19 protein-coding genes are annotated in these 24,137 nt (G+C 65.6%); 14 read left to right on the plus strand and 5 right to left on the minus strand.

The genetic code is table 11. The annotated features are described in order from the left end of the window. The first annotated feature begins 4 nt into the window (after positions 1-4). From AC5P76_RS16390 to AC5P76_RS16435, 10 genes are all read left to right on the plus strand, one after another. Positions 5-1,303 (plus strand): glycosyltransferase family 4 protein, encoded by a 1,299-nt coding sequence (locus tag AC5P76_RS16390; RefSeq protein ID WP_253120227.1) that lies wholly within the window; start codon positions 5-7, stop codon positions 1,301-1,303. Between the two features lie 37 nt (positions 1,304-1,340). Then, on the plus strand, positions 1,341-2,135 hold the full coding sequence (locus AC5P76_RS16395) for an ABC transporter permease (RefSeq protein ID WP_111186692.1): 795 nt from the start codon (positions 1,341-1,343) through the stop codon (positions 2,133-2,135). After that, complete coding sequence (locus tag AC5P76_RS16400) at positions 2,132-3,394, plus strand: ABC transporter ATP-binding protein (protein WP_053516984.1); 1,263 nt, start codon at positions 2,132-2,134, stop codon at positions 3,392-3,394. Before AC5P76_RS16395 ends, AC5P76_RS16400 begins: the two co-directional genes overlap by 4 nt. A gap of 9 nt (positions 3,395-3,403) precedes the next feature. Next, the gene (locus tag AC5P76_RS16405; RefSeq protein ID WP_253120230.1) at positions 3,404-4,825 is read left to right on the plus strand and encodes an FkbM family methyltransferase; all 1,422 of its coding nucleotides are present in this window, start codon (positions 3,404-3,406) and stop codon (positions 4,823-4,825) included. After that, positions 4,822-8,502, plus strand: a complete 3,681-nt coding sequence (locus tag AC5P76_RS16410) for a glycosyltransferase (RefSeq protein ID WP_253120232.1) — start codon at positions 4,822-4,824, stop codon at positions 8,500-8,502. The genes AC5P76_RS16405 and AC5P76_RS16410 overlap by 4 nt, the downstream gene beginning before the upstream one ends. Further along, entirely contained in the window at positions 8,499-9,533 is a 1,035-nt protein-coding gene (gene gmd, locus AC5P76_RS16415; protein WP_053516980.1) for a GDP-mannose 4,6-dehydratase, read from the plus strand. Before AC5P76_RS16410 ends, gmd begins: the two co-directional genes overlap by 4 nt. Continuing rightward, positions 9,517-10,419: a GDP-mannose 4,6-dehydratase gene (locus AC5P76_RS16420; protein WP_053516979.1), complete on the plus strand. Its 903-nt coding sequence runs from the start codon at positions 9,517-9,519 to the stop codon at positions 10,417-10,419. The genes gmd and AC5P76_RS16420 overlap by 17 nt, the downstream gene beginning before the upstream one ends. 94 nt (positions 10,420-10,513) lie before the next feature. Continuing rightward, positions 10,514-12,712, plus strand: a complete 2,199-nt coding sequence (locus AC5P76_RS16425) for a hypothetical protein (protein WP_253120235.1) — start codon at positions 10,514-10,516, stop codon at positions 12,710-12,712. A gap of 61 nt (positions 12,713-12,773) precedes the next feature. Next, positions 12,774-13,121 carry an EamA family transporter gene (locus AC5P76_RS16430; RefSeq protein WP_053516976.1) on the plus strand — a complete coding sequence of 116 codons (348 nt, stop codon included), beginning with the start codon at positions 12,774-12,776 and terminating at the stop codon, positions 13,119-13,121. Positions 13,122-13,123: 2 nt separating this feature from the next. After that, positions 13,124-14,260 (plus strand): glycosyltransferase family 4 protein, encoded by a 1,137-nt coding sequence (locus AC5P76_RS16435; RefSeq protein WP_111186688.1) that lies wholly within the window; start codon positions 13,124-13,126, stop codon positions 14,258-14,260. Between the two features lie 109 nt (positions 14,261-14,369). Here the strand turns inward: AC5P76_RS16435 and AC5P76_RS16440 are convergent, their stop codons facing one another. The 5 genes from AC5P76_RS16440 to AC5P76_RS16460 form a co-directional block, all read right to left on the minus strand. After that, entirely contained in the window at positions 14,370-15,800 is a 1,431-nt protein-coding gene (locus tag AC5P76_RS16440) for a UbiA family prenyltransferase (RefSeq protein ID WP_197572361.1), read from the minus strand. A gap of 3 nt (positions 15,801-15,803) precedes the next feature. Further along, positions 15,804-17,213, minus strand: a complete 1,410-nt coding sequence (locus tag AC5P76_RS16445; protein WP_065175349.1) for a mannose-1-phosphate guanylyltransferase/mannose-6-phosphate isomerase — start codon at positions 17,211-17,213, stop codon at positions 15,804-15,806. Positions 17,214-17,227: 14 nt separating this feature from the next. Continuing rightward, a complete protein-coding gene (locus AC5P76_RS16450; RefSeq protein ID WP_053516973.1) occupies positions 17,228-18,586 on the minus strand; it encodes a phosphohexomutase domain-containing protein in 1,359 nt (452 codons plus the stop codon). Positions 18,587-18,729: 143 nt separating this feature from the next. Further along, positions 18,730-19,671, minus strand: coding sequence for an electron transfer flavoprotein subunit alpha/FixB family protein (locus AC5P76_RS16455; RefSeq protein WP_253120238.1), 942 nt, complete (start codon positions 19,669-19,671; stop codon positions 18,730-18,732). After that, positions 19,671-20,417 (minus strand): electron transfer flavoprotein subunit beta/FixA family protein, encoded by a 747-nt coding sequence (locus AC5P76_RS16460; protein ID WP_053516970.1) that lies wholly within the window; start codon positions 20,415-20,417, stop codon positions 19,671-19,673. The genes AC5P76_RS16455 and AC5P76_RS16460 overlap by 1 nt, the downstream gene beginning before the upstream one ends. Before the next feature lie 259 nt (positions 20,418-20,676). Here AC5P76_RS16460 and rfbB point away from each other — a divergent pair, with 259 nt between their 5' ends. The 4 genes from rfbB to rfbD are packed head-to-tail and all read left to right on the plus strand — an operon-like array spanning position 20,677 to position 24,084. After that, on the plus strand, positions 20,677-21,732 hold the full coding sequence (rfbB, locus tag AC5P76_RS16465; protein ID WP_065175347.1) for a dTDP-glucose 4,6-dehydratase: 1,056 nt from the start codon (positions 20,677-20,679) through the stop codon (positions 21,730-21,732). A gap of 14 nt (positions 21,733-21,746) precedes the next feature. Further along, positions 21,747-22,634 (plus strand): glucose-1-phosphate thymidylyltransferase RfbA, encoded by an 888-nt coding sequence (gene rfbA / locus AC5P76_RS16470; protein WP_193396183.1) that lies wholly within the window; start codon positions 21,747-21,749, stop codon positions 22,632-22,634. Further along, positions 22,631-23,188, plus strand: coding sequence for a dTDP-4-dehydrorhamnose 3,5-epimerase (rfbC, locus tag AC5P76_RS16475; RefSeq protein WP_253120241.1), 558 nt, complete (start codon positions 22,631-22,633; stop codon positions 23,186-23,188). Before rfbA ends, rfbC begins: the two co-directional genes overlap by 4 nt. After that, positions 23,185-24,084: a dTDP-4-dehydrorhamnose reductase gene (gene rfbD / locus AC5P76_RS16480; protein ID WP_253120244.1), complete on the plus strand. Its 900-nt coding sequence runs from the start codon at positions 23,185-23,187 to the stop codon at positions 24,082-24,084. Before rfbC ends, rfbD begins: the two co-directional genes overlap by 4 nt. The last annotated feature ends 53 nt before the right edge of the window (positions 24,085-24,137 follow it).

The raw sequence follows: 24,137 nt of genomic DNA on the forward strand, positions 1-24,137 counted from the left end.
CACCATGGCCAGCAACGACGAAAGCAGGGGAGGGAGGCGGGCGCCACGTCGCATCGTCCACGCCCTGCGCGCCCGCCTGGGCGGGCTGCGCCGTTGGTGGCTTGCCCGCGGACTGGAGCAGGCACGTTTCCCCACGCTGCCCGCACCGGCCGCTGGCGACGCGCGCGGTGAAGCGCTGGTCTTCCCGCCGACAGATCCCACCCTGGGGCCCGGCGTCAATCTGTACGGCTACATCCACGGCCAGTTCGGCCTGGGGCAGACGGCACGGATGTATGCCCGGGCCCTGCTGGGTGAGGGATATCCGGTTGCGGTGAACGATGCCGCCCTCCGCATCCCGCATGCGTGCAATGACCACAGCCTGTCCGGCCAGCTCGGACGGGGCGCGCCCTATCCCTTCAACCTGGTATTCGTGAATCCGGACCTGTTCGGTGAACTGGCGCCCCGCCTGCCGCGCGATACCTACACCATCGCGTTCTGGTTCTGGGAACTGGATACCGTGCCGGCCGCATGGCAGCGAACGCTGGAGCAGGTCGACGAAGTCTGGGTCTCCACCCGCTTCGTCGAGGATGCCTTCCGGCGCGCGACCGGCAAGCCGGTGGTGCGCATTCCGCATCCGATCGTGCCGCAGCCCGGCGCGGACCTGTCCCGGTCCAGCTTCGGCCTGGACGACGACGCGTTCGTGTTCCTGTGCAGCTTCGACTTCAATTCGTCGATCCACCGCAAGAATCCGTGGGCGGTGCTGGCGGCGTTCCGCGCGGCCTTCGATGGCGCACCGGACAACGTGCAGCTGGTGATGAAGTGCAGCAACGGCTTCCGCCATCCGCAGCGGCTGCGCGAGCTGATGCAGCAGGCTGCCGGCGATCCGCGCATCCTGGTACGCGACCAGGTGCTCGACGATGCGCAGCTGCACGCATTGCAGGAAACTGCCGATGCCTATGTCTCGCTGCACCGCGCGGAAGGGCTGGGGCTCGGACTGGCCGAGAGCATGGCCCGTGGCAAGCCGGTGATCGCCACCGCCTGGTCGGGCAATCTCGATTTCATGAACGAGGGCAACAGCTGCCTGGTGCCGTTCCGCACGGTGCCGATCCGCCCGGGGGAGTATCCCTTCGCCGATGGCGGCACCTGGGCCGAGGCCGACGTGCCGGCCGCGGCAGCGTGGATGCGCCGGCTCGCCCGTGAACCGGGCCTGGCGCAGCGGATCGGCGTGCAGGCACGCAGCGACATCCTGGAAACCATGAGCCTGCAGGCCGCCGCAACGGCCATGCGCGCTCGATTGCAGTCTTTGGAACGACACGACCGATGAACCCAAGAACCACCACCACCGGGCACGAGGATTGGACATGCTGGGTATGCTGAAAGCCCTGTGGAACTACCGCTATTTCATTTTTTCCTCGATCAAGAACGAGCTGCGGCTGCGCTTCATCCGCAGCCGCCTGGGCGCCTTGTGGATGATCATCCACCCGCTGATGCAGGTGCTGATCTTCGCCACGATCCTGTCCGAGGTGCTGGCCGCCAAGCTGCCGGGCATCGATGACAAGTACGGTTACGCGCTGTACCTGATGTCCGGCACCCTGTGCTGGACGATGTTCTCCGAGACCATCGGCAAGTCGGTGAACCTGTTCGTCGACAGCGGCAACCTGATGAAGAAGATGTCGTTCCCCCGCATCTGCCTGCCGTTCATCGCCGGTGGCACGATGCTGGTCAACAACGTGCTGCTGCTGGTGGCGATCTTCGCGGTGTTCGCGGTGATGGGCCACATGCCAACTGCCGAGGCCCTGTGGCTGCCGGCGCTGATGCTGCTGACGCTGAGTTTCTCGATGGCGCTGGGCCTGCTGCTGGGCGTGCTCAACGTGTTCATGCGCGATATCGGCCAGGTCGTCCCGGTGGTCCTGCAGGCATTGTTCTGGCTGACCCCCATCGTCTACCACATCACCATTCTGCCCGAGCGCGTGCAGGCCATCTTCCGGCTCAACCCGTTGCTGCCGCTGGTTACCAGCTACCAGAACGTGCTGCTGTTCGACAAGCCGCCGGTCTGGGGTGACCTGTTGTGGCTGATGATCGCCACGGTGGTGCTGGCATTGGCTTCGCTGGTGATGTTCCGTCGTGCCAGCCCGGAAATGGTGGATGCGCTATGAGTGGTGAACTGAAGGTCGACAACGTCGGCAAGGCGTATCGTGTCTGGACGAGCGAGTGGCTGCGCGCGGCCCGCTGGTTCGGTGTGCCGACGCGGCCCAAGGAAGAGAACTGGGTGCTGCGCAATGTGTCTTTCACCATCGCGCCCGGCGAAGCCGTGGGCGTGATCGGCCAGAACGGCGCGGGCAAGAGCACCCTGCTCAAGCTCATCACCGGAACCGCCCAGCCCACCGAGGGCCAGGTGACGCGGACCGGCCGCGTTGCGGCGATTCTCGAGCTGGGCATGGGCTTCAACCCCGACCTCACCGGTCGCCAGAACGCGTTCCACTCCGCAGGCCTGATGGGCTACTCGCAGGAGCAGATCGAAGCCGCGATGCCGGAGATCGAGGCCTTCGCCGAAGTGGGCGAGTACTTCGACCAGCCCGTGCGTACCTATTCCAGCGGCATGCAGGTGCGCGTGGCGTTTGCCGTCGCCACTGCATTCACCCCGGACCTGCTGATCGTCGACGAGGCCCTGTCGGTCGGCGACAGCTACTTCCAGCACAAGAGCTTCGACCGCATGCGTCGCTTCCGCGAGGAGGGCACGTCGATCATGCTGGTCTCGCACAGCCTCAGCGACGTGAAGGCACTGTGCGACCGCGCGATCCTGCTGGACAAGGGACGAGTGCTGAAGGATGGCGAGCCGGACGAGGTCATCGATTTCTACAACGCGCTGATCGCGAAGAAGGAAAACGAGACGCTTGCGGTCGAGCAGCGCCGTGGCAAATCCGGCTGGGTGACTACCCGGAGCGGGACCGGCCAGGCCCGCGTGGAATCGCTGCGACTGCTCGATGGCGAAAGCAGCCAGGAGGTCAAGCTGGCAACCGTTGGCCAGAAGCTCCGGCTTGAACTGAAGGCACAGGTCAGTGCCGACCTGCCCAGCCTGGTACTGGGGTTCATGCTGCGCGACAAGCAGGGCCACATCATCTGGGGCAGCAATACCTGGCATACCGGTCAGGTCCAGCGAGATGTACGGGGCGGAGAACAGGTGGTCTACCACCTGGACTTCACCTGTACGCTGGGCCCGGGTTCCTACTCGGTGTCGCCGGCGCTGGTCAGCACCGAAACGCACATGGTCGACAACTTCGAGTGGGTGGACAACCTGCTGGTGTTCGACGTGATGAATGCCGACAGGACCACGTTCATCGGATCGAACTGGCTCGATGCTGCCTTCAGCGTCGAACGCAGCCGCGCATCGGCCGATGGTGTGCAGGCGGACTGACGGACAACCATGTCAAAGCTGATTTCCTACGCGCAGAATTTCGAAGACGTCATGCTCTGGCGCGCGCTGTCACATGTGGACAATGGCTGCTATGTCGATGTGGGCGCACAGAGCCCCGATACCGACTCGGTAAGCCGGATGTTCTACGAGCATGGCTGGCGCGGCGTGCACGTGGAGCCCACGCCGCAGTATGCCAACCTGCTGCGCGATCGCCGGCCGGATGAGGTGGTGCTGCAGGTTGCCGTAAGCGATCAACCCGGGATACTGCAGTTCTTCAACATCGCCGATACCGGCCTGAGCACCACGGATCCGGCCATCGCTGCCGAACATCGGGAGGCGGGCTTCAACGTCTCCGACGTGCGTGTGCCGGCGCTGACGCTGGACACCGTGCTGGAGCAGGTGCCAGCCACTGACATCCACTGGTTGAAGGTCGACGTCGAGGGCGCAGAGGAACTGGTGCTGCGCGGCTGGCAGCGCGATACCCGCTTGCCCTGGCTGGTCGTGGTGGAAAGCACGCGTCCGCTGAGTTCGGAACAATCCCACCAGAGCTGGGAACCGATCCTGCTCGACAAGGGGTACCGGTTCGTCTATTTCGACGGCCTCAACCGGTTCTACGCCAGTGCGCAGCATCCCGAACTGGATGCGGCATTCGAGAGCGGACCCAATGTGTTCGATGATTTCAGTCTGAGTTCGGGCTCGCAGTTCTGCTCGCAGATCAACCTGGCCTATCACGAACTGCAGACGCTGGCGGATCGACGCGAGGTCGAATTGAACGAGCGGATCCAGGATCTGGACGCGGCACTGCAGCGGGCGCAGGAAGAATCCGCCGAGGCAACCGAGCACAACGCCCGTGCAATGGAAAGGCTGCGCAGCGAGCACGAAGGCGCGGTCCGTGCGATGGCAGTGGCCCAGCGGGAACTGGTGAGCAAGCATGAGCGTGAGCGCAGCCTGCTCGACAGGAAGGCGCTGACCGAACTGCACGAGCTGACTGAGCAGGTCACCAAGGGCAAGCACGAGGCCCATCGTTGGTGGTTGGCGCATGAGCAGCTGCGCGCGCAGCTGGATGCGATCGAACGCAGCCGTTCGTGGCAGCTCACGCGGCCGTTCCGGGCCGTGCGCCGACGCCTGTCGTCCAGCGTGCTGGGCCGCATGAAACGTGCGCTGCGGCCGGCGGTCGTGCGCGCGCTGAAGGTCGCCATGGCCGCACCGTGGCTGCGACGCCTGGCCAAGCCCCTGGTTACGCGCATTCCCTTCCTTCACCAGCGCCTGCAGAAGATCGCCATCAGCGAACAGCTGTTCGAGATCGAGCGGGCGCGATTGGCTGCAATGGAGGGCAACGAGCACGAAGTCACTGTCGTCCATCTGGATCGACGGGCCCGGCGCGTGCTGGAAGACCTGAAGCGTTCAAGGAATGAAAGGGCTGCCCGATGAGAGTGCTGATTGACCTGCAGGGTGCACAGACCGAGAGCCGATTCCGGGGCATCGGGCGCTATTCGACCTCGCTGGCGCAAGCGATGGCCCGCAATGCGGGCGACCATGAGATCTGGGTGGCGGTCAACGGCACCTTCCCCGATGGCATCGGCGACATCCGCCAGGCCCTGGATGGCCTGGTCCCGCAGGAACGGATCCGTCAGTTCGATACCTTCAGCCGGGTAGGCTGGCCGAACGCCGCGGATGCGTGGCGGCGTGGTGCATCCGAGCTGATGTGGGAAGCGTTCCTGGATGGCCTCCAGCCCGACTTCATCCACGTATCCAGCCTGTTCGAAGGTTCCCAGGGCGGTGCGGTCGGCTCGATCGGCAAGTTGCCGGGCGTACGGGCGGCGACTGCGCTGACCCTTTATGACCTGATTCCGCTGCTCAATCCCGACGTCTATCTGGCATCGGACTGGGTCGGGTCCTGGTACATGGACAAGGTCGAGTCGCTCAAGCGCGCCGACCTGCTGCTGTCGATCTCCCAGCACGCGCGGCAGGAGGCATTGCAGGCGTTGGATATCGATCCGGCGCGTGTGGTCAACATCTCCTCGGCAATCTCGCCGCACTTCGTGCCGATGGCCATCGGCGAACGCGAGCAGACCCTGTTCCGCGAGCGCTTCGGCCTGCGTGGCCGCTACGTGATGTACAGCGGGGCAATGGAGCCGCGCAAGAATGCAGAGGGTCTGCTGCGGGCATTCTCCCTGATGGATCCTGCCGTACGTGCGTCGACGCAGCTGGTCATCGCCGGCAAAGTGTCCGAGCACGACCGCCGCAATTTCGATGCGCTGGCAGCGCAGCTCGGCGTCAGCAACCAGGTGGTGTTCACCGGCTATATCACCGACGAAGAGCTGATCGCGCTGTACAGCGCGACGGCGGCCTTCGTGTTCCCCTCGTTGCATGAAGGCTTTGGCCTGCCCGCGCTGGAGGCCATGTCCTGCGGAGCACCGACCATTGGCTCAGGCACGACCAGCATCCCCGAGGTGATCGGTCGTGAAGATGCGTTGTTCGATCCAACGGAGCCTGCTTCGATCGCCCGCTCCATGCAGAACGTCTTGACTGACACCGCATTCGCCGACTCCCTGCGTGCCCATGCCCCCCTGCAGGCGGCGAAGTTCTCGTGGGACAATTCGGCCAAGGCCGCGCTGCAGGCCATGGAAGCGGTCGCATCGCGTCGTGCGCCACGCGATCGCCGCTGGGTCGCCGCGTCGCCTGCACTCGACGCCGGCTACCGTACCCTGGTCCAGGCGGTGGGTGGGCTGGACGTCGGCTGCGAGCCGGAACCCTTCGAACTGCAGCAGGCGGCAGCGCTGATCTCCTCCGGAATGGCGGCCAACGAGGCGCTCGCACGCGGCGGTGAACTGCCCGCGTCGCTGTCCTGGCGCGTGGAAGGTCCATTCGACAGCAGCTACAGCCTGGCCCTGGTGAACCGTTGCCTCGCGGAAGCATTGGCCGACCGTGGCCACCACGTGGGTCTGCATTCGACCGAAGGCCCGGGTGATTTCGATCCGTCACCGCAGTTCCTTGCGCGCAATCCGCGCGTGGCGGCGCTGCATGCTGCCGTGGCCGCGATCCCGGCCGACCAGGCCGATGTGACCAGCCGACTGCTGTATCCGCCACGGGTTGCCGATGCACGCGCAAGGATGAACCTGTTGCACGCCTATCCCTGGGAGGAGAGCGGTTTTCCGCAGGAGTGGGTCGAGGAGTTCAATGACAGCCTGCAGGGGATCTCCTGCGTTTCGCATCATGTCGAGAAGATCATGGTGGATAACGGCGTGTCGGTTCCCCTTGGCGTCTGCTGGAACGGCGTGGATCACTGGGAGCAGATTGTTGCCGATGCGACCTATCCGGTGCCGGGCAGGGGGTTCCGCTTCCTCCACGTGTCCTCGTGCTTCCCGCGCAAGGGCGTGGACGCGATGCTTCTGGCCTATGGCAAGGCGTTCAGCGCCGCCGACGATGTCAGCCTCGTCATCAAGACCTTCGCCAATCCACACAATGAAGTGCATCGCTGGCTGGCTGACGCACGCCGCGACAACCCGGATTATCCGGACGTGCACATCATCGAGGAGGACGTGAGCGACGCCCAGCTCAAGCATCTGTACGCGAGCTGCAACGCGCTGCTGGCGCCGAGCCGGGCTGAAGGCTTTGGCCTGCCATTGGCCGAAGCGATGCTGGGCGGCCTGCCGGTGATCACCACCAACTGGGGGGGGCAGCTGGATTTCTGCAGCGAAGAAACCGCCTGGATGGTGGATTACCGCTTCGTTCCGGCGCAGACCCACTTCAATCTGCGCAATTCGGTCTGGGCCGAACCCGATGTCGACGCGCTGGCCGCCGCAATGCGTGAGGTGCACGGCGCCGATCCGGCGCGTGTGCGGGACAAGGTCGAGGCCGCGCGGCGACTTCTGAAGTCGCGCTTCACGTGGTCCGATGCCGCGCGGAGACTGGAGCAGGACGTACGCGCGTTCGCGGCGCAGCCGACGCTGCCCGATGCGCGCGTCGGCTGGATCACGACCTGGAATACGCGCTGCGGCGTGGCCAGTTACGCAAGCTATCTCGTGGAGAGCGGCGGAACACCGGTGGCGATCCTGGCGGCCGAGGCCGATGACCGCACGTTCCGCGATGGGCCAGAGGTTGTCCGCTGCTGGCGGCAGGGCGAAGGCGACATGCTTGAGCGGCTGGAACAGCAGATCGAGCGTCTGAAGCTGGACACGCTGATCATCCAGTTCCAGTACGGCTTCTTTGACTTCCCCGCGTTCTCGGCCTTCCTTGAGCGGCAGCAGGCGGCCGGCAGGGGCCTGATCGTGATGATGCATGCAACCGTTGATGCCGCGGAGAATCCGCGCAAGCGGCTGCGCGACCTGGGGCCGGCACTGGCCGGCTGCGATCGCGTGCTGGTGCACTCCATACACGACCTCAACCGTCTCAAGGACATCGGCGTGGAGCGCAACACCGCGATGTTCCCGCACGGCATCCTGGAACCGGCTGAGCCGGCGGCGGCAAACACGGGCGCACGCCTGCGCGTCGTTTCCTACGGTTTCTTCCTGCCGCACAAGGGGTTGCTGGAACTGATCGACGCTGTTGCGTTGATGGTCGCCCAGGGCGTGGACGTCGAACTGGCGATGATCAATGCCGAGTATCCGGTGGATGTCTCGCGGCAGCAGATCGACCAGGCGGTGGCCCGGGTCGTGCAGCATGGCCTGCAGTCGCGTGTGCGGATGGTGACCCGTTTCCTGCGTGACCAGGAGAGCATGCAGGAGCTGGTGCAGGCCGATGTGGTGGTGTTCCCATACCAGGGCACCGGCGAATCCTCCAGCGCGGCAGTCCGCTACGGGCTGGCCTCAGGCCGCCCGGTGGCCGTCACGCCGCTGGCGATCTTCGACAACGTCGGCGACGTCGTTCACCGTCTGCCCGGGACCTCCCCGCCCGATCTTGCGGCCGGTCTGCGGCAACTGCTGCGTGCCAGCCGCGACGGCGATCCAGTGTTGGCCGATGTGCAGCAGCGTGCCGCACAATGGCGCGCCGAACACCGGTATCCTGCGCTGGCCCGCCGTCTGGACTCCATGGCTCGACAGATCCTCCGCACGCGTCGGCAGGCTCTGGCTGCAAATTCACTCAATCATCAGGACGAGAAGCAATGAAGAAGGCAATCATCACAGGCATCACGGGTCAGGACGGCGCCTATCTCACCCAGCTGTTGCTGGAGAAGGGCTATGAAGTGCACGGCACCTACCGCCGCACCAGCTCGGTGAATTTCTGGCGCCTGGATGAGCTGGGCGTGACCAACCACCCGAACCTGCACCTGGTGGAGTACGACCTGACCGACCTCGGCACGTCGCTGGCGATGGTGCAGAAGATCCAGCCGGACGAGATCTACAACCTGGCCGCACAGAGCTTCGTCGGCGTCAGCTTCGACCAGCCGACTACCACCGCGCAGATCACCGGTGTGGGTGCACTGAACCTGCTGGAAGCGATTCGCCTGGTCAATCCGAAGATCCGCTTCTACCAGGCGTCGACCTCGGAAATGTTCGGCAAGGTGCAGGCCGTGCCGCAGGTGGAGGACACCCCGTTCTACCCGCGCAGCCCGTACGGCGTGGCCAAGCTCTACGCGCACTGGATCACCGTCAACTACCGCGAGAGCTACGACATCTTCGGTTCCAGCGGCATCCTGTTCAACCACGAAAGCCCGCTGCGCGGGCGCGAGTTCGTGACCCGCAAGATCACCGACTCGGTTGCCAAGATCAAGCTGGGCCAGCTGGACGTCCTGGAACTGGGCAACCTGGACGCCAAGCGTGACTGGGGCTTCGCCAAGGAGTACGTGGAAGGCATGTGGCGCATGCTGCAGGCCGAGCAGCCGGACACCTTCGTGCTGGCCACCAACCGTACCGAGACCGTGCGCGACTTCGTGGCGATGGCGTTCAAGGGCGCCGGCATCGATGTCGAGTTCAAGGGCAAGGACGTCGACGAAGTCGCGGTGGACACCGCCACCGGCAAGACCGTGATGCGCATCAATCCGAAGTTCCACCGCCCGGCCGAAGTCGATCTGCTGATCGGCAACCCGGAAAAGGCCGAGCGCATCCTTGGCTGGAAGCCGCAGACCAGCCTGGAACAGCTGTGCCAGATGATGGTCGAGGCTGACCTCAAGAGGAACGAGCGTGGCTTCTCGTTCTGAGTTGTCAGGCCAGCGCGTGCTGGTCACGGGGGCGTCCGGGTTCACCGGGCGCTACGTGATCGAACGCCTGCGTGCTGCCGGGTGCGATGTGCATGATCTGCATTCCGGTGACACCGCTACGTCGGTCAATCTGCTCGACCGTGCTGCGCTCAAGCAGCACGTCGCCAGAGTGCGTCCGCAGCGCGTGGTCCATCTGGCTGCGATCTCGTTCGTCGCCCACGGTGATGCCGACGAGATCTACCGGGTCAACGTGGTGGGGACGCGCAATCTGCTGGAAGCGCTGGCGTCCCTGGACGAGGCGCCGAGCAATGTACTGCTGGCCAGCAGTGCCAATGTCTACGGCAACGCGTCCGGCGTGCTCGACGAGCAGGCGCCGCTTTCGCCGCAGAACGACTACGCGGTCAGCAAGATGGCGATGGAGGCCATGGCGGCGCTGTGGATCGATCAGCTTCCGCTGACCCTGGTGCGTCCATTCAACTACACCGGCGTGGGCCAGGACGAGAAGTTCCTGATTCCGAAGATCGTGGCGCACTTCCGCCGCGGTGCCGATGTGATCGAGCTGGGCAACACCGATGTCTCGCGCGATTTCAATGACGTGCGGGGTGTGGCCGCTGCCTACGAAGGCCTGCTGGCACTGCCGGGCAATGGCCAGACCTACAACGTCTGCTCCGGCCAGGAGCATTCGCTGCATGAGGTCATCGAACGCATGCGTGGCATCTCCGGCCGCGACATCGAAGTGAAAGTGAATCCCGCCTTCGTCCGCGCCAACGAGGTCAAGTCGCTGCGTGGTGACAACGGCAAGCTGCGGGCCGCGGTCGGCTCATTGCCGGACTTCGATCTGGGCGAGACGCTTCGTTGGATGTACCAGGCCCGCGCGGAGGCCTGAAAGAGCGCGGGGTCCGCTTCGGCTGATCCCGCCTTCAGTGCAGGGAGAACACGCAGTGCATTATGTCTGGCAACTGATTGCGCCGGTATTGGCGATGTGTCTTGCTGTCATCGGCAGCTCGACCCTGCTGGCCGTCGCCGGCATCCGCGTGAGTCCGCATCTGCGACAGATCGGGCCGGTCCAGGCGTTGCTGCTCGCAAGCGTGTGCGTACTGGCCCTGCTGATGAATGCCAATGCGTGGCTGCCCGGCTACGTGGTGTTTCCCTGTTTCCTGATCAGCGGGGCCGTGGGAGCCCTCGTGGCGCTTCGCCGTGGCTTCGCCGATCCGCTCGCCCATGCGTCGATCTGGGCGTTCACGATCAGTCTGCTTGCGGGCGTTCTGCTGGTCGCATGGTGGAATCTCATGTTCGCCTCCCGGCATCTGTGGATGCTTGAAGGCACCAACCATGATCTGGTGTTCTTCTACGGCGGTGCCAAATGGGCCATGCAACACCCGCTCTGGGTCGAGCAGGCCACGGTGGCCCGCGAGTGGGCGCTGGGGCAATGCGGTCAGGGCATGCAGTTCATCGGCAACGGCTGCATCGTGCAGCGCAATGGGGCGTACAGCCTGTTGGCACTGGCGTCCAGCTTCGTGCCGGAGGCAGGCCCAAACCAGGTGCGGGCGATGATCGGTACCGCCGCACTGTTCCCGGTGCTCGGCATGCTGCCCTCGATGGCAGGCCGCTTCGGCGGCGCGCGTCGCTGGCCGCGGGGAACCGCGGTGGCCTTCCTGCTGGCGGTGCTGTGCATGCTGGGTACCGGCATGATGCTTGCGGTGGTCAACGAGAACATCGGTACGGCGATGGCGGGCGCCCTGCTGATGATGATCGTGCTGTGGGCGCTTACGCCAATGCAGTCGCTGGGTGCAAAGTGGATCATGCTGGGTGCAGCCGCGGGCTGTACCGGCATGGCATACGGCGAAGCGGCGGTGCATGCGTGCATGATCGTGGCCCTGGCCGTACTGGTGACGGCCATGTGGCTGCGTTCTTGGCGGGTGTTCCTGCTGGGCGGCCTGCTGGCGATGCTGGCCTGCGCGATCGTCCTCAACCGGATGCTGCCCGAGCTGATGGCATCCTATGCCCAGGTCAGTGGCATCGTCGCGCAGTCGTCGTGGCCCAGCTGGTACATCCGGCAGCCCTTCTGGGGTTGGTGGCTGTCGGCTCCCTTCGCCGGCCTGTTGATGACCGGCGAACCTGCCGTGAATCCGGAAGCCATCATGCTCGGGCTGGTGCTGATGGCGTCCACTGCATGGCTTTCCATCCGGGAAGGACGCTGGCGGTTCTTCGTCGGCTTGCTGGCAGCCAGCATGGTGCTGGTTGCCTATGTGCAGAGCCATGGCTATCAGTACGGCGAGCACAAGCTGGTGCAGGTGCTCGGGCCGGCATGGGTGGCGCTGTTGAGCTGGCTTCTGCTGCGCCATGCGCGCCGTCGCGGCCGCACAGGTGTGGTACTGCTGCTGATGGCGACGCTGGGGGCGCTGTCGGCGGCCTACGCCGTGCGTTCGCGATCGATCCTGGTCTCGCATGTGCCTTCGGGTATCACCCATGCCCTCTCGGAAGCGATCAGGCTGCCGCAGAAGGGAGATGAGGTTGTCATCGACACGTCCGGGGTCAACGGGCCGGAGCGCTACGTCAAGCAGGACTTTGCTGTGCTGGAGCTGCATCGGCGCGGGGTGCGCGCGCGCATTGCCGACCGTGGCGACGCTCCGGTGGGGTACAGCGATGCCCTGTTAAATGACAGCCTGCGCGGTGCCGAATCACCCGATTGGCTGCTGGTACTCAGGCAGCCCGGGACGGGCCCAGCGCTGCCGCCGGGTACTGCCCCGCTCCTGGAAGATCCCACATTCGCATTGTTCTCGCTGCAGTCCGGTCAGTTGCCGCTGGCCCAGGCGGGTACGGGCTGGCACACCTGCGAACAGGATCACTGCTGGACCCGCGGCGCCTTCAGCCTTGAAACCTTCGTGCCCAAAGGATGTGCGGGCGCACGACTGCAGGTTGATCTGGATCTGCTGCAGCCACCCGCCGAGGGACGTATCCATGTGACCGTCAACGGTGTGGAAGCAGCAACCGTCGACGGGCACCAGGGCGAGGTCAGTCTGCAGCTGGCCGGCGGCAGCTCGGTGGTCGTCCTCGCGCCGGATTGGCCGGTTGCGTCGCCGCAGGCGTTGGGTCTATCAACCGATCCCCGGCCTCTGTTCGCCAACGTGTCCCACGCCCGCATCAGCTGCGGCGTGCCTGCCGAGCCGGCAGAATGACGGTCTTCGCAATCATCCATCGAACAGCGTCGGGCCACGGCCACGGCGCAAGAGGTCTCCCATGCAACTCCTGATCGTCTTCGGCCTGGTCATCCTCGGCGCCTGTGGAACCGTCCTGCTGAAGGTCGGGGCAGGGCGTGTCACCTATTCCGATGGCCTCCTGCCCATGCTGTCGTCTGCGTTCAACCTGCCACTGGTGACCGGCTTCATCCTGCAGATGATCCCGCTGGTGTCGTGGGTGGTGCTGCTCAAGTACATGCCACTGACCAAGCTGCAGCCGATGATCGCCCTGACCTACGTGGTGACACCGGTGCTTGCCGTGCTGTTCCTGGGCGAGCACATCGGCCCACTGCGCATGGCCGGCATCGGCCTGATCGTGCTGGGCGTGGTACTTGTGAGCGCGAGCTGAGCATGAAGATCCTGATCGTCCTGACCTACTACACGCCCTACATGAGCGGGGTGACTGAATTCGCGCGGATGCTTGCCGAGGACCTGTCCCATCGCCACGAGGTCACCGTGCTCACCACCCAGCACGATGCATCCCTGCCGGTGGAAGAGACCATCAACGGCGTGCGCGTGGTGCGCGCACCGGTGTTCGCCCGCATGCACAAAGGCGTCCTGAGCTGGAAGTTCATCACCTGGTTCCGCCGACTGGCGCGGCAGCATGATGTGGTCAACCTGCATATGCCGATGCTGGAATCGGGCCTGCTGTCATTGCTGGTTCCTGCCCGCAAGCTGGTGGTGAACTACCAGTGCGACATGGCCGTGGTGGGTGGACTGCTGGACCGGCTGGCGGTGAACGTCACCCGTGTGTCCTGCTGGCTGGCCACGCGGCGCGCCCGTGATGTCGGGGTGCTCACCCACGATTACGCGAGCTCATCGGCCTGGTTGTCCGGTATCCGTCACAAGCAGCATGAAGTGCTGGCGCCGATGAAGGCGATGCCCTGGCAGGATCGCCCGGCGAGTACCGACGGGGTGTTCCGCTTTGGTTTCGTGGGCCGCTTCGTCGCCGAGAAAGGCCTGCCCGTCCTGCTGGAGGCCTTCAGCCAGGTCCATGCCCTGCATGGCGACCGTGTCCGCCTGGTGCTGGTCGGGGATACCCACAACATCGCCGGCGGCGGCATCATGGATGCCATCCACGGCAGCATCGCCGCGCTGGGGGATGCGGTCGACGTGCGCGGTCGCGTCAGCGAACAGGAACTGCAGGCGTTCTATGCGCAGCTTGATGTGCTGGTACTGCCCAGCGTCAACCGCTATGAAGCGTTCGGCATGGTGCAGCTGGAGGCGATGCTCAGTGGTTCACGGGTGATCGCGTCGAACCTGCCGGGCGTGCGCACCATCGTGCAGAACACCGGCAATGGCGAGGTGGTGCCGGTCGGCGATGCACCGGCACTGGCGGCAGCGATGCTGCGCCTGATGGCCAGCCGCGATGCGGCAAGCCGTGCCGAGGTACGGGCACAGGCACTGCAGGCCTATCCGCTGCGGCGCTTCTACGATCTGCAGGAAGCCATGCTGCTCGATCGCACCGGACCCGAGCGTCCGGCCTGATCCGACCTGGCCGGGTTGCCAGCGCTGCCTGCGGGCAGCGATGGCACCGTCATTCCCCGCGCTCGAATGACGGGCTGCGCGCCGGTGGCGCAGCCGTGATGTGCCTGAGTCAGATCGCCGCCAGTACCGACAGGCCACCCACCAGCACCGTGATCAGGCTGCCGGGATCCTTCACTGCGAACACGACCGGGTCGTCGTGCATCTGTCCACGGTGGGCCAGCAGCCAGGTGCGGCAGATCCAGTAGAGCAGGACCGGGCACAGCAGCCACAGGAACAGCGGATGCCCGTAGAGCTCCTGGCTTTCCGGCGCGTTGATGTACAGGCACAGCACGAGTACCGACGCCATGCCCGACGCGGTACCCAGGGCCTGTACCAGTCCCAGGTCCTCGACGTGGTAGCCACGCCCGCTGGGCTTCTCCTTGCCGCTGGCCAGCGTCATGCGCAGTTCGGTGTAGCGCTTGAGCATGGCCAGGCTGAGGAAGATGAACATCGAGAAGGTCAGCAGCCAGAACGAAAGCGTGACGTCGATTGCCGCGGCACCGCCGACGATGCGGATGGTGTAGAGCGCGGCCAGCATCACCACATCGATCATCACCACCTGCTTCATCCGCAGCGAATAGGCCAGGGTGAGGCAGAAATAGATGGCCAGTACCAGCAGGAATGCAGGGGCGACAATGGCCGCCAGCAAGAAGCCGGCCAGGGTCAGTACCGGCGTGGCCAGCAGCCCCGAACGCAGATCCAGCCGGCCACAGGCGAACGGGCGCTTGCGCTTGCGCGGATGCTGCCGGTCCGAGTCGAGGTCCAGCAGATCATTGAACAGATACACGCCGGATGCGCACAGCCCGAAGGCGATGAACGCCAGCACCGCGTTGAGCGTGGTCTCCAGCTCCAGGAAACGATGACTCGCCAGCAATGGCACGAATACCAGCACGTTCTTCAGCCACTGGTGGACACGCATCGCCTTGAGCCAGGCGCGTGGGCCGCCGCCTTCGCGGGGCCAGTGGGCGGCAAGCTCCGAACAGTGCGCCGCAGCGCGGGCGACACCGGCACTGGCGTTGACCACCCAGGCCGAATGCGCGTGCTTCCAGATGGCCAGATCGACCCGCGCGTTGCCCATGTAGTCGAAACCGCGCTCGCCGAACTGCTCCACCAGCAGATCGGCCTTGCGATGGCCGGCAAGATTGGTGTGTCCATCGCTGCAGAACACGTCGTCGAACACGCCCAGATGGCGCGCGATCGGCTCCACCAGTGCCGCGTCCGATGCCGTGCACAGGACCCGCCTGCGATCACTGCTGGTCCGCAGCAGTTCGACCACGCGCGGGTCATACGGCAGCAGTGCCGGATCGCCGGCACCGTGCACCGCCAGCTGGTGCTTCAGGTGCGCCTTGCCACGCAGCAGCCAGAACGGCAGCACGAACAGCATCCAGGGCTGCCGTGCCAGCATCCTCAGGAAGGTCTCGTACAACAGGTCACTGCGCAGCAGGGTGCCGTCCAGATCAACACACAACGGCCTCGAACGGCCGGCACCCGAAGCACTCACCGATCAGCCTCCCGCGCGGCCGTACTGGTCTTCGAAACGAACGATATCGTCCTCGCCCAGGTAGCTGCCCGACTGCACTTCGATCAACTCCAGCGGCAGCTTGCCCGGGTTCTTCAGGCGATGGGTGACGCCCAGCGGGATGTACGTGCTCTGGTTTTCCGACAGCAGGATGACCTCGTCGCCCCGGGTCACCTCGGCCGTGCCGCTGACCACGATCCAGTGCTCGGCGCGGTGGTGATGCATCTGCAGGCTCAGGGTCGCGCCCGGCTTGACGGTGATGCGCTTGACCTGGAAGCGGTCGCCGTTGTCGATGGAATCGTAGGCGCCCCACGGACGGTACACCTTGCGGTGCGCGGCAGCTTCACTGCGGCCCTCGCGCTTGATCCGGCCGACAATCTCCTTGACGTCCTGCACGCGGTCCTTGTGGCCGACGAACACGGCGTCGTCGGTCTCCACGACCACCACGTCCTGCAGGCCGACCATCGCGATCAGGCGGTTGCCATAGGCATAGCTGTCCTTGCAGTCCAGGGCGATGACATCGCCATGGCAGGCGTTGCCGTCGGCATCCTTGTCGGACACTTCCCACAATGCCGACCACGAGCCGACGTCATTCCATTCCGCGTCGAGCGGTACCACGGCGGCATCGGCGGTCTTTTCCATCACCGCGTAGTCGATCGAGTCGTTCGGGCTGGCAGCGAAGGCCTCGGCGTCGAGGCGGATGAAGTCGTTGTCGCGTGCGGCCTTGTCGAGCGCATTGCGGCAGGCGGCGAGGATCGCCGGCTGCAGCGTCTCCAGTTCCTTCAGGTAGCGCGAGGCCTTGAACAGGAACATGCCGCTGTTCCAGAAGTACTCGCCGGATGCCACGTACTGTTCGGCGGTAGCCAGGTCGGGCTTCTCGACGAAGCGGTCGACGGCACGCACGCCTTCACCCGTGGCGGCCTTGATGTAGCCGTAGCCGGTCTCCGGCGCCGTCGGCACGATGCCGAAGGTGACCAGCTTGCCGGATTCGGCCGCGACGGCGGCCTGCTTGACCGCGGCATGGAACGCCGCCTCGTTGCGGACCACGTGGTCCGACGGCAGCACCAGCAGCAGCGCGTCATCGCCGGCCGACAGTGCCTGCAGCGCGGCGATGGCGATCGCCGGCGCGGTGTTGCGGCCGACCGGCTCGAGGATCAGCGCCTGCGGCAGCACCTTGCATTCGCGCAGCTGCTCGGCCGCCATGAAACGGTGTTCCTGGTTGGCGACCACGATCGGTGCCGCGCCGGCAATCGACGCAACGCGCTTCCAGGTCGCCTGCAGCATCGTGTCGTTGCCGACCAGCGGCAGGAACTGCTTCGGATACGCTTCGCGCGACAGCGGCCACAGACGCGTGCCAGAGCCGCCGGAAAGAATGACGGGAACGATGGGATTCATGGTGCGTCCTTCGGTTAATGGTTTGCCGGCGTGCCGCCGATCAGGGCGGTCAGCTCGGCGATGCGTTCGCGCAGCAGGGCGTCATCGCCACGGGTTTCGATGTTCAGGCGCAGCAGCGGCTCGGTGTTGGAGCTGCGCAGGTTGAAGCGCCAGTCGGCGAAATCCGCACTGACGCCATCGGTATGGTCCAGTACCGGCTGCTGTTGCTGGAAATGCGCCAGCACGCGCGCCACGGTCGCCTTGGCATCGTCAACACGGAAGTTGATCTCGCCGCTGCACGGATAGGCCTTCATGCGATCGGCCACCAGCTCGCCCAGTGACTTGCCGGTCGTGGAAACCAGCTGCGCGATCAGCAGCCACGGGATCATGCCCGAGTCGCAGTAGGCGAACTCGCGGAAGTAATGGTGGGCGCTCATCTCGCCGCCATAGATGGCATCTTCGGCACGCATGCGCTCCTTGATGAACGCATGCCCGGTCTTGCTCATGATCGGCACGCCGCCGGCCTGCTCGACCATTTCCACGGTGTTCCAGGTCAGGCGCGGGTCGTGGATGATCTTGCCGCCCGCCTGGCGGGCCAGCAGCGCCGTCGCCAGCAGCCCGACCAGGTAGTAGCCCTCGATGAAGTTGCCGTCGGCGTCGAAGAAGAAGCAGCGATCGAAATCGCCGTCCCAGGCGATGCCGAAATCGGCACCGTGCGCGCGCACGGCATCGCGCGTTGCCGCACGGTTCTCCGGCAGCAGCGGATTGGGGATGCCATTCGGGAAACTGCCATCGGCCTCGTGCTGGATGCGGATGAACTCGAACGGCAGGTGCGGCGCCAGTTCGTCGATCACCAGGCCAGCGCCACCGTTGCCGGGGTTGGTGACGATCTTCAGCGGCTTCAGGCCGGCCACGTCGACGTAGCCGAGCAGGTGCTGGATGTAGGCGGACTTGTCGGTGTCCTGGCGGACCTCGCCCTGGCCGGTTCCCAGCGGCGCCTCCGAGGCGGCGAAGTCGCGGATGTCGAACAGGCCGGTATCGCCGCTGATGGGCTTGGACTCCTCGCGCACCAGCTTCATCCCGTTGTAGTCCATCGGGTTGTGGCTGGCGGTGACCATGATGCCGCCGGCGGCCTTGCGGTGGAAGGTCTGGAAATAGACCTCCTCGGTACCGCACATGCCGATGTCGATGACATCGCGGCCGCTGGCGGTCAGGCCTTCGATGGCGGCCTGCAGGAGGGCAGGGCTGCTCAGGCGGATATCGTGTCCCACCACCACCGGTCCCGGGCCCAGCAACGCGGCAGTGCCGGCGCCGATGCGGCGGGCAAGGCGTTCATCCAGTTCATCCGGAACGCGGCCACGGATGTCATAGGCCTTGAAACACGGGAGCGTCATCAATGCAGTCCTTACACGGGTTGACCCCGGATTATAGCGACAGGCACTGCAAGGACGGGTGAGCCAGGCCAGCGTCCCTGCGGGCCCCAGAAGGAAGGGAATGCCGCGTAACCTGTTGATTACGCGGCACCCCGGGCGGGCGCTCAGCCCAGCGCGGCCTCGAGTTCGGGCAGGATCGTGAACAGATCCCCGACCAGGCCGATATCGGCAATCTCGAAGATCGGCGCATCGCCGTCCTTGTTGATCGCCACGATCGTGCCGGCATCCTTGATGCCGGTCAGGTGCTGGATCGCACCGCTGATGCCGACGGCCACGTACAGCTCCGGCGCGATGATCTTGCCGGTCTGGCCGACCTGCAGGTCGCTGGGCACGTAGCCGGCATCGACGGCGGCGCGCGAGGCGCCGACGGCGGCACCGAGCTTGTCGGCCAGCTGGAAGACGACCTTGAAGTTCTCTTCCGAGCCGACACCACGGCCACCGGAGACCACGCGCTTGGCGCTCTGCAGGTCCGGACGGTCGCTGGCACCGGCGGCCAGGCCGATGAAACGGGTGTGGGTCGGCAGTACCGCATCCACGCTGGCCGCTTCGATGGCAGCGCTGCCGCCCTGCGCGGCTTCCGGCCACGACGCGGCACGCACGGTGGCGACCACGACCTGGTCGGCCGGGGCTTCCACGGTGATGATGGCGTTGCCGGCGTAGATCGGGCGCTTGAAGGTGTGGCTGCCTTCCACGGCCATCAGGTCGGAGACCTGGTTGACACCCAGCAGGGCGGCCACGCACGGCATCAGGTCCTTGCCGAAGGTGGTGGACGGGCCGAACACGTGGCTGTAGCCCTTGGCCAGCTGTGCGATCTGCGGCGCCAGCACCTGGGCCAGGGCCTGTGCGTTGGCGGCGTTGGCCACGGTCAGGACCTTGGCGACGCCGGCGATCCTGGCGGCCTCGGCGGCGACGGCCGTCGGATCGGCGGCCAGCACCAGCACGTCGATGCTGGCACCGCTGATGGCAGCGGCGGCGCTGACGGTCTTGGCGGTGGCGGCGTTGAGCTTGCCGTCGTGGTGCTCGGCGATGACGAGAATCTTGCTCATTACAGCAACCCCTTCTGCTTGAGTGCGGCCACCAGTTCGGCCGCGTCCTTGACCATTACACCCTTGCTGCGCTTGGACGGCGCAGCGTACCGGGTGGTCTTGAAGGTGTCGGCGGCTTCAACGCCGAGGTCGGCCAGCTGCAGGGTTTCCAGCGGCTTGGCCTTGGCCTTCATGATGTCCGGCAGCTTGATGAAGCGCGGCTCGTTCAGGCGCAGGTCGGTGGTGACGACCGCCGGCAGATCCACTTCCAGTGTTTCCAGGCCGGCGTCGACCTCACGGGTCACCGTGGCCTTGCCATCGGCGATGTCCAGCTTGCTGGCGAAGGTCGCCTGCGGGCGGCCCCAGAGCGTGGCCAGCATCTGCCCGGTCTGGTTGGCATCATCGTCGATGGCCTGCTTGCCGAGGATCACCAGGTCCGGCTGCTCCTTCTCGACCAGCTTGAGCAGGGTGCGCGCGGCGGTCAGCGGCTGGATGGCCTGGTCGGTGACCACGTGCACGGCACGGTTGGCGCCCATGGCCAGGCCGTTGCGCAGATGCGCCTGGGCGTCGGCCGGGGCGATGGTGGCCACCACCACCTCCGTGGCGATGCCCTTGTCGCGCAGGCGCAGGGCTTCTTCCAGGGCGATTTCATCGAAAGGATTGGGAGACAGCTTGACGCCGTCGGTGACCACGCCGGAACCGTCCGGCTTGACCTGAATGCGGACGTTGTAGTCCACCACGCGCTTGTATGCGACGAGGATTTTCATCTGGTACGGGGTCCTTCAGTAACAGGGAGAACGTCCGGTCCTGACAGCAACCGGTTCGGGGGTGGGATCCCGATTCTAGCTGGCTTGGGGCAACCATGCGAATGCGTATGGTTGTGCTGCGGCGCACTAATGCTCTCTCAGGGAAGGGGCTCTGTTCACCCGTCAGAGGCAGTGGTAAAGGTGGGCCCGATGTATCCTGCTGCGCTGCACCCGACTGCCAGGCGGCGCGGGAGCCTTGATCGAACAGGAGTAACGGGTAGTGCCAACTTGGATTGTCACCGGCGGCGCCGGGTTCATTGGCGGCAATTTCGTCCTCGAGGCCGTGGCCCGTGGCGTCAAGGTCGTCAATCTCGATGCACTGACCTACGCCGGCAACCTGCAGACGCTGTCCAGCCTGGAAGGTAATCCGGACCATGTGTTCGTGCACGGCGACATCGGCGACCGTGAGCGGGTCGCCCGCCTGCTCGCCGAGCATCAGCCCGATGCGGTGCTGAACTTCGCAGCCGAGAGCCACGTGGACCGCTCCATCGATGGCCCCGGGGCCTTCATCCAGACCAATGTGGTGGGGACCCTGGGCCTGCTCGAAGCGGTGCGCGACTACTGGAAGGCGTTGCCGGCCGAGCGCGGCGCAGCGTTCCGCTTCCTGCATGTGTCCACCGACGAGGTGTACGGCACGCTGGGCGAGACCGGCGCGTTCAGCGAGACCACCCCGTACGCGCCGAACTCGCCGTACTCGGCGTCCAAGGCCGCGTCCGATCACCTGGTGCGTGCGTTCCACCACACCTACGGGCTGCCGGTGCTGACCACCAACTGCTCCAACAACTACGGCCCCTACCACTTCCCGGAAAAGCTCATCCCGCTGGTGATCGCCAAGGCGCTGGCCGGCGAACCGCTGCCGGTCTACGGCGACGGCAGGCAGGTGCGTGACTGGCTGTTCGTGTCAGATCACTGCGAGGCGATCCGCACCGTGCTGGCCAAGGGCCGGGTGGGCGAGACCTACAATGTGGGCGGCAATTCGGAACGGCAGAACATCGAGGTGGTGCATGCGATCTGCGCTCTGCTGGACCAGCGCCGTCCGCGCGCTGACGGGCAGCCGCGCAGCAGCCAGATCACCCATGTGGCCGATCGCCCCGGCCATGACCGTCGCTATGCGATCGATGCCAGCAAGCTGAAGAACGAATTGGGCTGGCAGCCGGCGCACACGTTCGAGCAGGGCATCGCCTTCACTGTTGACTGGTACCTGGAGAACCAGGACTGGGTCGAGGGCGTGCTTGACGGCAGCTACCGCCTGCAGCGCATCGGCACTACGGCCTGAACCCAGGAGACGTCATGACCCAGCGCAAGGGCATCATCCTCGCCGGCGGAACCGGCACCCGGCTGTATCCGATCACCAAGGGCGTCAGCAAGCAGCTGTTGCCCGTGTACGACAAGCCGATGATCTACTACCCGCTCAGCGTGCTGATGCTGGCCGGCATCCGGGAAGTGCTGATCATCAACACCCCGCATGAGCAGGCCCTGTTCCAGCAGCTGCTGGGTGATGGCTCGCAATGGGGCATGGACATCCAGTACGCCGTGCAGCCCAGTCCGGATGGGCTGGCGCAGGCGTATCTGATCGGCCGCGAGTTCGTCGCCGGCAAGCCCAGCTGCCTGGTCCTCGGCGACAACATCTTCCATGGCCATGGCCTGCGCGACGTGCTCCGGCGGGCCGACGCCCGCGCCGATGGCGCGACCGTGTTCGGCTACTGGGTCAACGATCCCGAGCGTTACGGCGTGGCCGAATTCGACAAGGACGGCCGGGTTGTCGGCCTGGTCGAAAAGCCGCAGAACCCGCGTTCCAACTACGCGGTCACCGGCCTTTATTTCTATGATGGCAACGCCAGCGATTATGCGGCCGAGCTGAGGCCTTCGCCGCGCGGCGAGCTGGAAATCACCGATCTCAACCAGCGCTATCTCGGTGCGGGCAGCCTGCATCTGGAGGCGCTGGGGCGTGGCTATGCATGGCTGGATACCGGCACTCACCAGTCGCTGCTGGAAGCGTCCAACTTCATCGAGACCATCCAGACGCGCCAGGGCCTGCAGGTCTGCTGTCCGGAAGAAGTGGCGTTCGGGCAGGGCTGGATCAATGCCGAGCAGCTGGAAGCGCTGGCCGCTCCGTTGATCAAGAATGGCTACGGCCAGTACCTGCACACACTCGCATTGCGTGGAGTGGTTCCGTGAAAGTGATTGAAACCCGGTTGCCGGGATGCGTGGTGATTGAACCGGCGGTGTTCGGTGACGAGCGCGGCTTCTTCTTCGAAGGCTGGAACGCGGCGCGATTCGGCCAGCTGGGCCTGCCCGACCGCTTCGTGCAGAGCAATGTCTCCTCATCGAGCAAGGGCGTGCTGCGCGGCCTGCATTACCAGTGGCCGCGACCGCAGGGCAAGCTGGTGAGCGTGCTGGAAGGCGAGGTGTACGACGTGGCCGTCGATATCCGCCGCGGATCGCCCACCTTCGGCCAGTGGGAAGCAGTGGTGCTGAGCGCGCAGAACAAGCGCCAGTTCTGGATTCCGGAAGGCTTCGCGCACGGATTTGCCGTGCTGTCCGACACCGCGCTGTTCCACTACCTGTGCACCGATGTGTACGTGAAGGAAGCCGATGCCGGAGTGCGCTGGAACGACGCGGACATCGCAGTGGACTGGCCGGTGGGCGTGCCGACGCTCTCGCCCAAGGACGAACATGCGCCGTTCCTGAAGGACATCGCCGAGGAACGTCTGCCGGTCTTCGCGCCATGACGGTTCTCGTGCTGGGCGGCAACGGCCAGGTCGGCCAGGAGCTGCTGCGCGCGCTGGCACCGTTGGGGCCGGTGGTCGCCACCACCCGCAGTGGCCAGCTGCCTGATGGCAGCCCCTGCGAGACGGCGGACTTCGGCCAGCCCGGGAGCCTGCCGGCGCTGCTGGATCGCGTGCAGCCATCGGTGGTGGTCAATGCGGCGGCCTATACCGCCGTGGATCGCGCCGAGCAGGACATCGACGCCGCCTTCGCCGCCAATGCGCAGGCCCCGGGCGTGATCGCGCGCTGGTGCCAGGCGCAGGGCGTGCCGTTCGTGCATTACTCCACCGACTACGTGTTCGACGGCGAAGGTTCCGCGCCCTATCGCGAGGACGAGCCGACCGCGCCGCTGGGTGTGTATGGCACCAGCAAGCGCGATGGCGAAGACGCCGTGCGCGCTGCCGGTGGCCGCCACCTGATCTTCCGTACCGCATGGGTGTATGCCGAGCACGGCGCGAACTTCCTGCGCACGATGCTGCGCCTGGGCGCAGAGCGCGACCATCTGCGTGTGGTGGCCGACCAGATCGGCACGCCGACGCCGGCTGCGCTGATCGCCGATGTCACCGCGCTCGCGCTGCAGCATCCTGCCGCGCTCTCCGGTACCTGGCACCTCACCGCCAGTGGCCAGACCAGCTGGCACGGCTTCGCTGAAGCGATCTTCGCCGAAGCGCTGGCAACCGGTGTCCTGCACAGGGTGCCGGTGGTTGAAGCGATTCCGGGTGCCGAGTATCCGACCCCGGCGCGGCGGCCGGCCTGGTCGGTGCTGAACAACAGCGCCCTGCAGCAGGCGCTGGGCATCGTGCTGCCGCCGTGGCAGGACGGCCTGAAGCAGGTCATGGCCGCGATCGCGCGCGGCTGAGGGCACGCCGCAATTGCTGCGGCGCATCCCAGCCGGATGCGGGTGTGCCGCTA

Source organism: Stenotrophomonas sp. YJH_SMC_36 (genome assembly GCF_059369935.1).

Coding starts and splice junctions, on each gene's coding strand:
- AC5P76_RS16390 (WP_253120227.1), top strand. CDS start 5: ATGGCCAGCAACGACGAAAGCAGGGGAGGGAGGCGGGCGCCACGTCGC.
- AC5P76_RS16395 (WP_111186692.1), top strand. CDS start 1,341: ATGCTGGGTATGCTGAAAGCCCTGTGGAACTACCGCTATTTCATTTTT.
- AC5P76_RS16400 (WP_053516984.1), top strand. CDS start 2,132: ATGAGTGGTGAACTGAAGGTCGACAACGTCGGCAAGGCGTATCGTGTC.
- AC5P76_RS16405 (WP_253120230.1), top strand. CDS start 3,404: ATGTCAAAGCTGATTTCCTACGCGCAGAATTTCGAAGACGTCATGCTC.
- AC5P76_RS16410 (WP_253120232.1), top strand. CDS start 4,822: ATGAGAGTGCTGATTGACCTGCAGGGTGCACAGACCGAGAGCCGATTC.
- gmd (WP_053516980.1), top strand. CDS start 8,499: ATGAAGAAGGCAATCATCACAGGCATCACGGGTCAGGACGGCGCCTAT.
- AC5P76_RS16425 (WP_253120235.1), top strand. CDS start 10,514: ATGTGTCTTGCTGTCATCGGCAGCTCGACCCTGCTGGCCGTCGCCGGC.
- AC5P76_RS16430 (WP_053516976.1), top strand. CDS start 12,774: ATGCAACTCCTGATCGTCTTCGGCCTGGTCATCCTCGGCGCCTGTGGA.
- AC5P76_RS16435 (WP_111186688.1), top strand. CDS start 13,124: ATGAAGATCCTGATCGTCCTGACCTACTACACGCCCTACATGAGCGGG.
- AC5P76_RS16445 (WP_065175349.1), bottom strand. CDS start 17,213: ATGAATCCCATCGTTCCCGTCATTCTTTCCGGCGGCTCTGGCACGCGT.
- AC5P76_RS16450 (WP_053516973.1), bottom strand. CDS start 18,586: ATGACGCTCCCGTGTTTCAAGGCCTATGACATCCGTGGCCGCGTTCCG.
- AC5P76_RS16455 (WP_253120238.1), bottom strand. CDS start 19,671: ATGAGCAAGATTCTCGTCATCGCCGAGCACCACGACGGCAAGCTCAAC.
- AC5P76_RS16460 (WP_053516970.1), bottom strand. CDS start 20,417: ATGAAAATCCTCGTCGCATACAAGCGCGTGGTGGACTACAACGTCCGC.
- rfbA (WP_193396183.1), top strand. CDS start 21,747: ATGACCCAGCGCAAGGGCATCATCCTCGCCGGCGGAACCGGCACCCGG.
- rfbD (WP_253120244.1), top strand. CDS start 23,185: ATGACGGTTCTCGTGCTGGGCGGCAACGGCCAGGTCGGCCAGGAGCTG.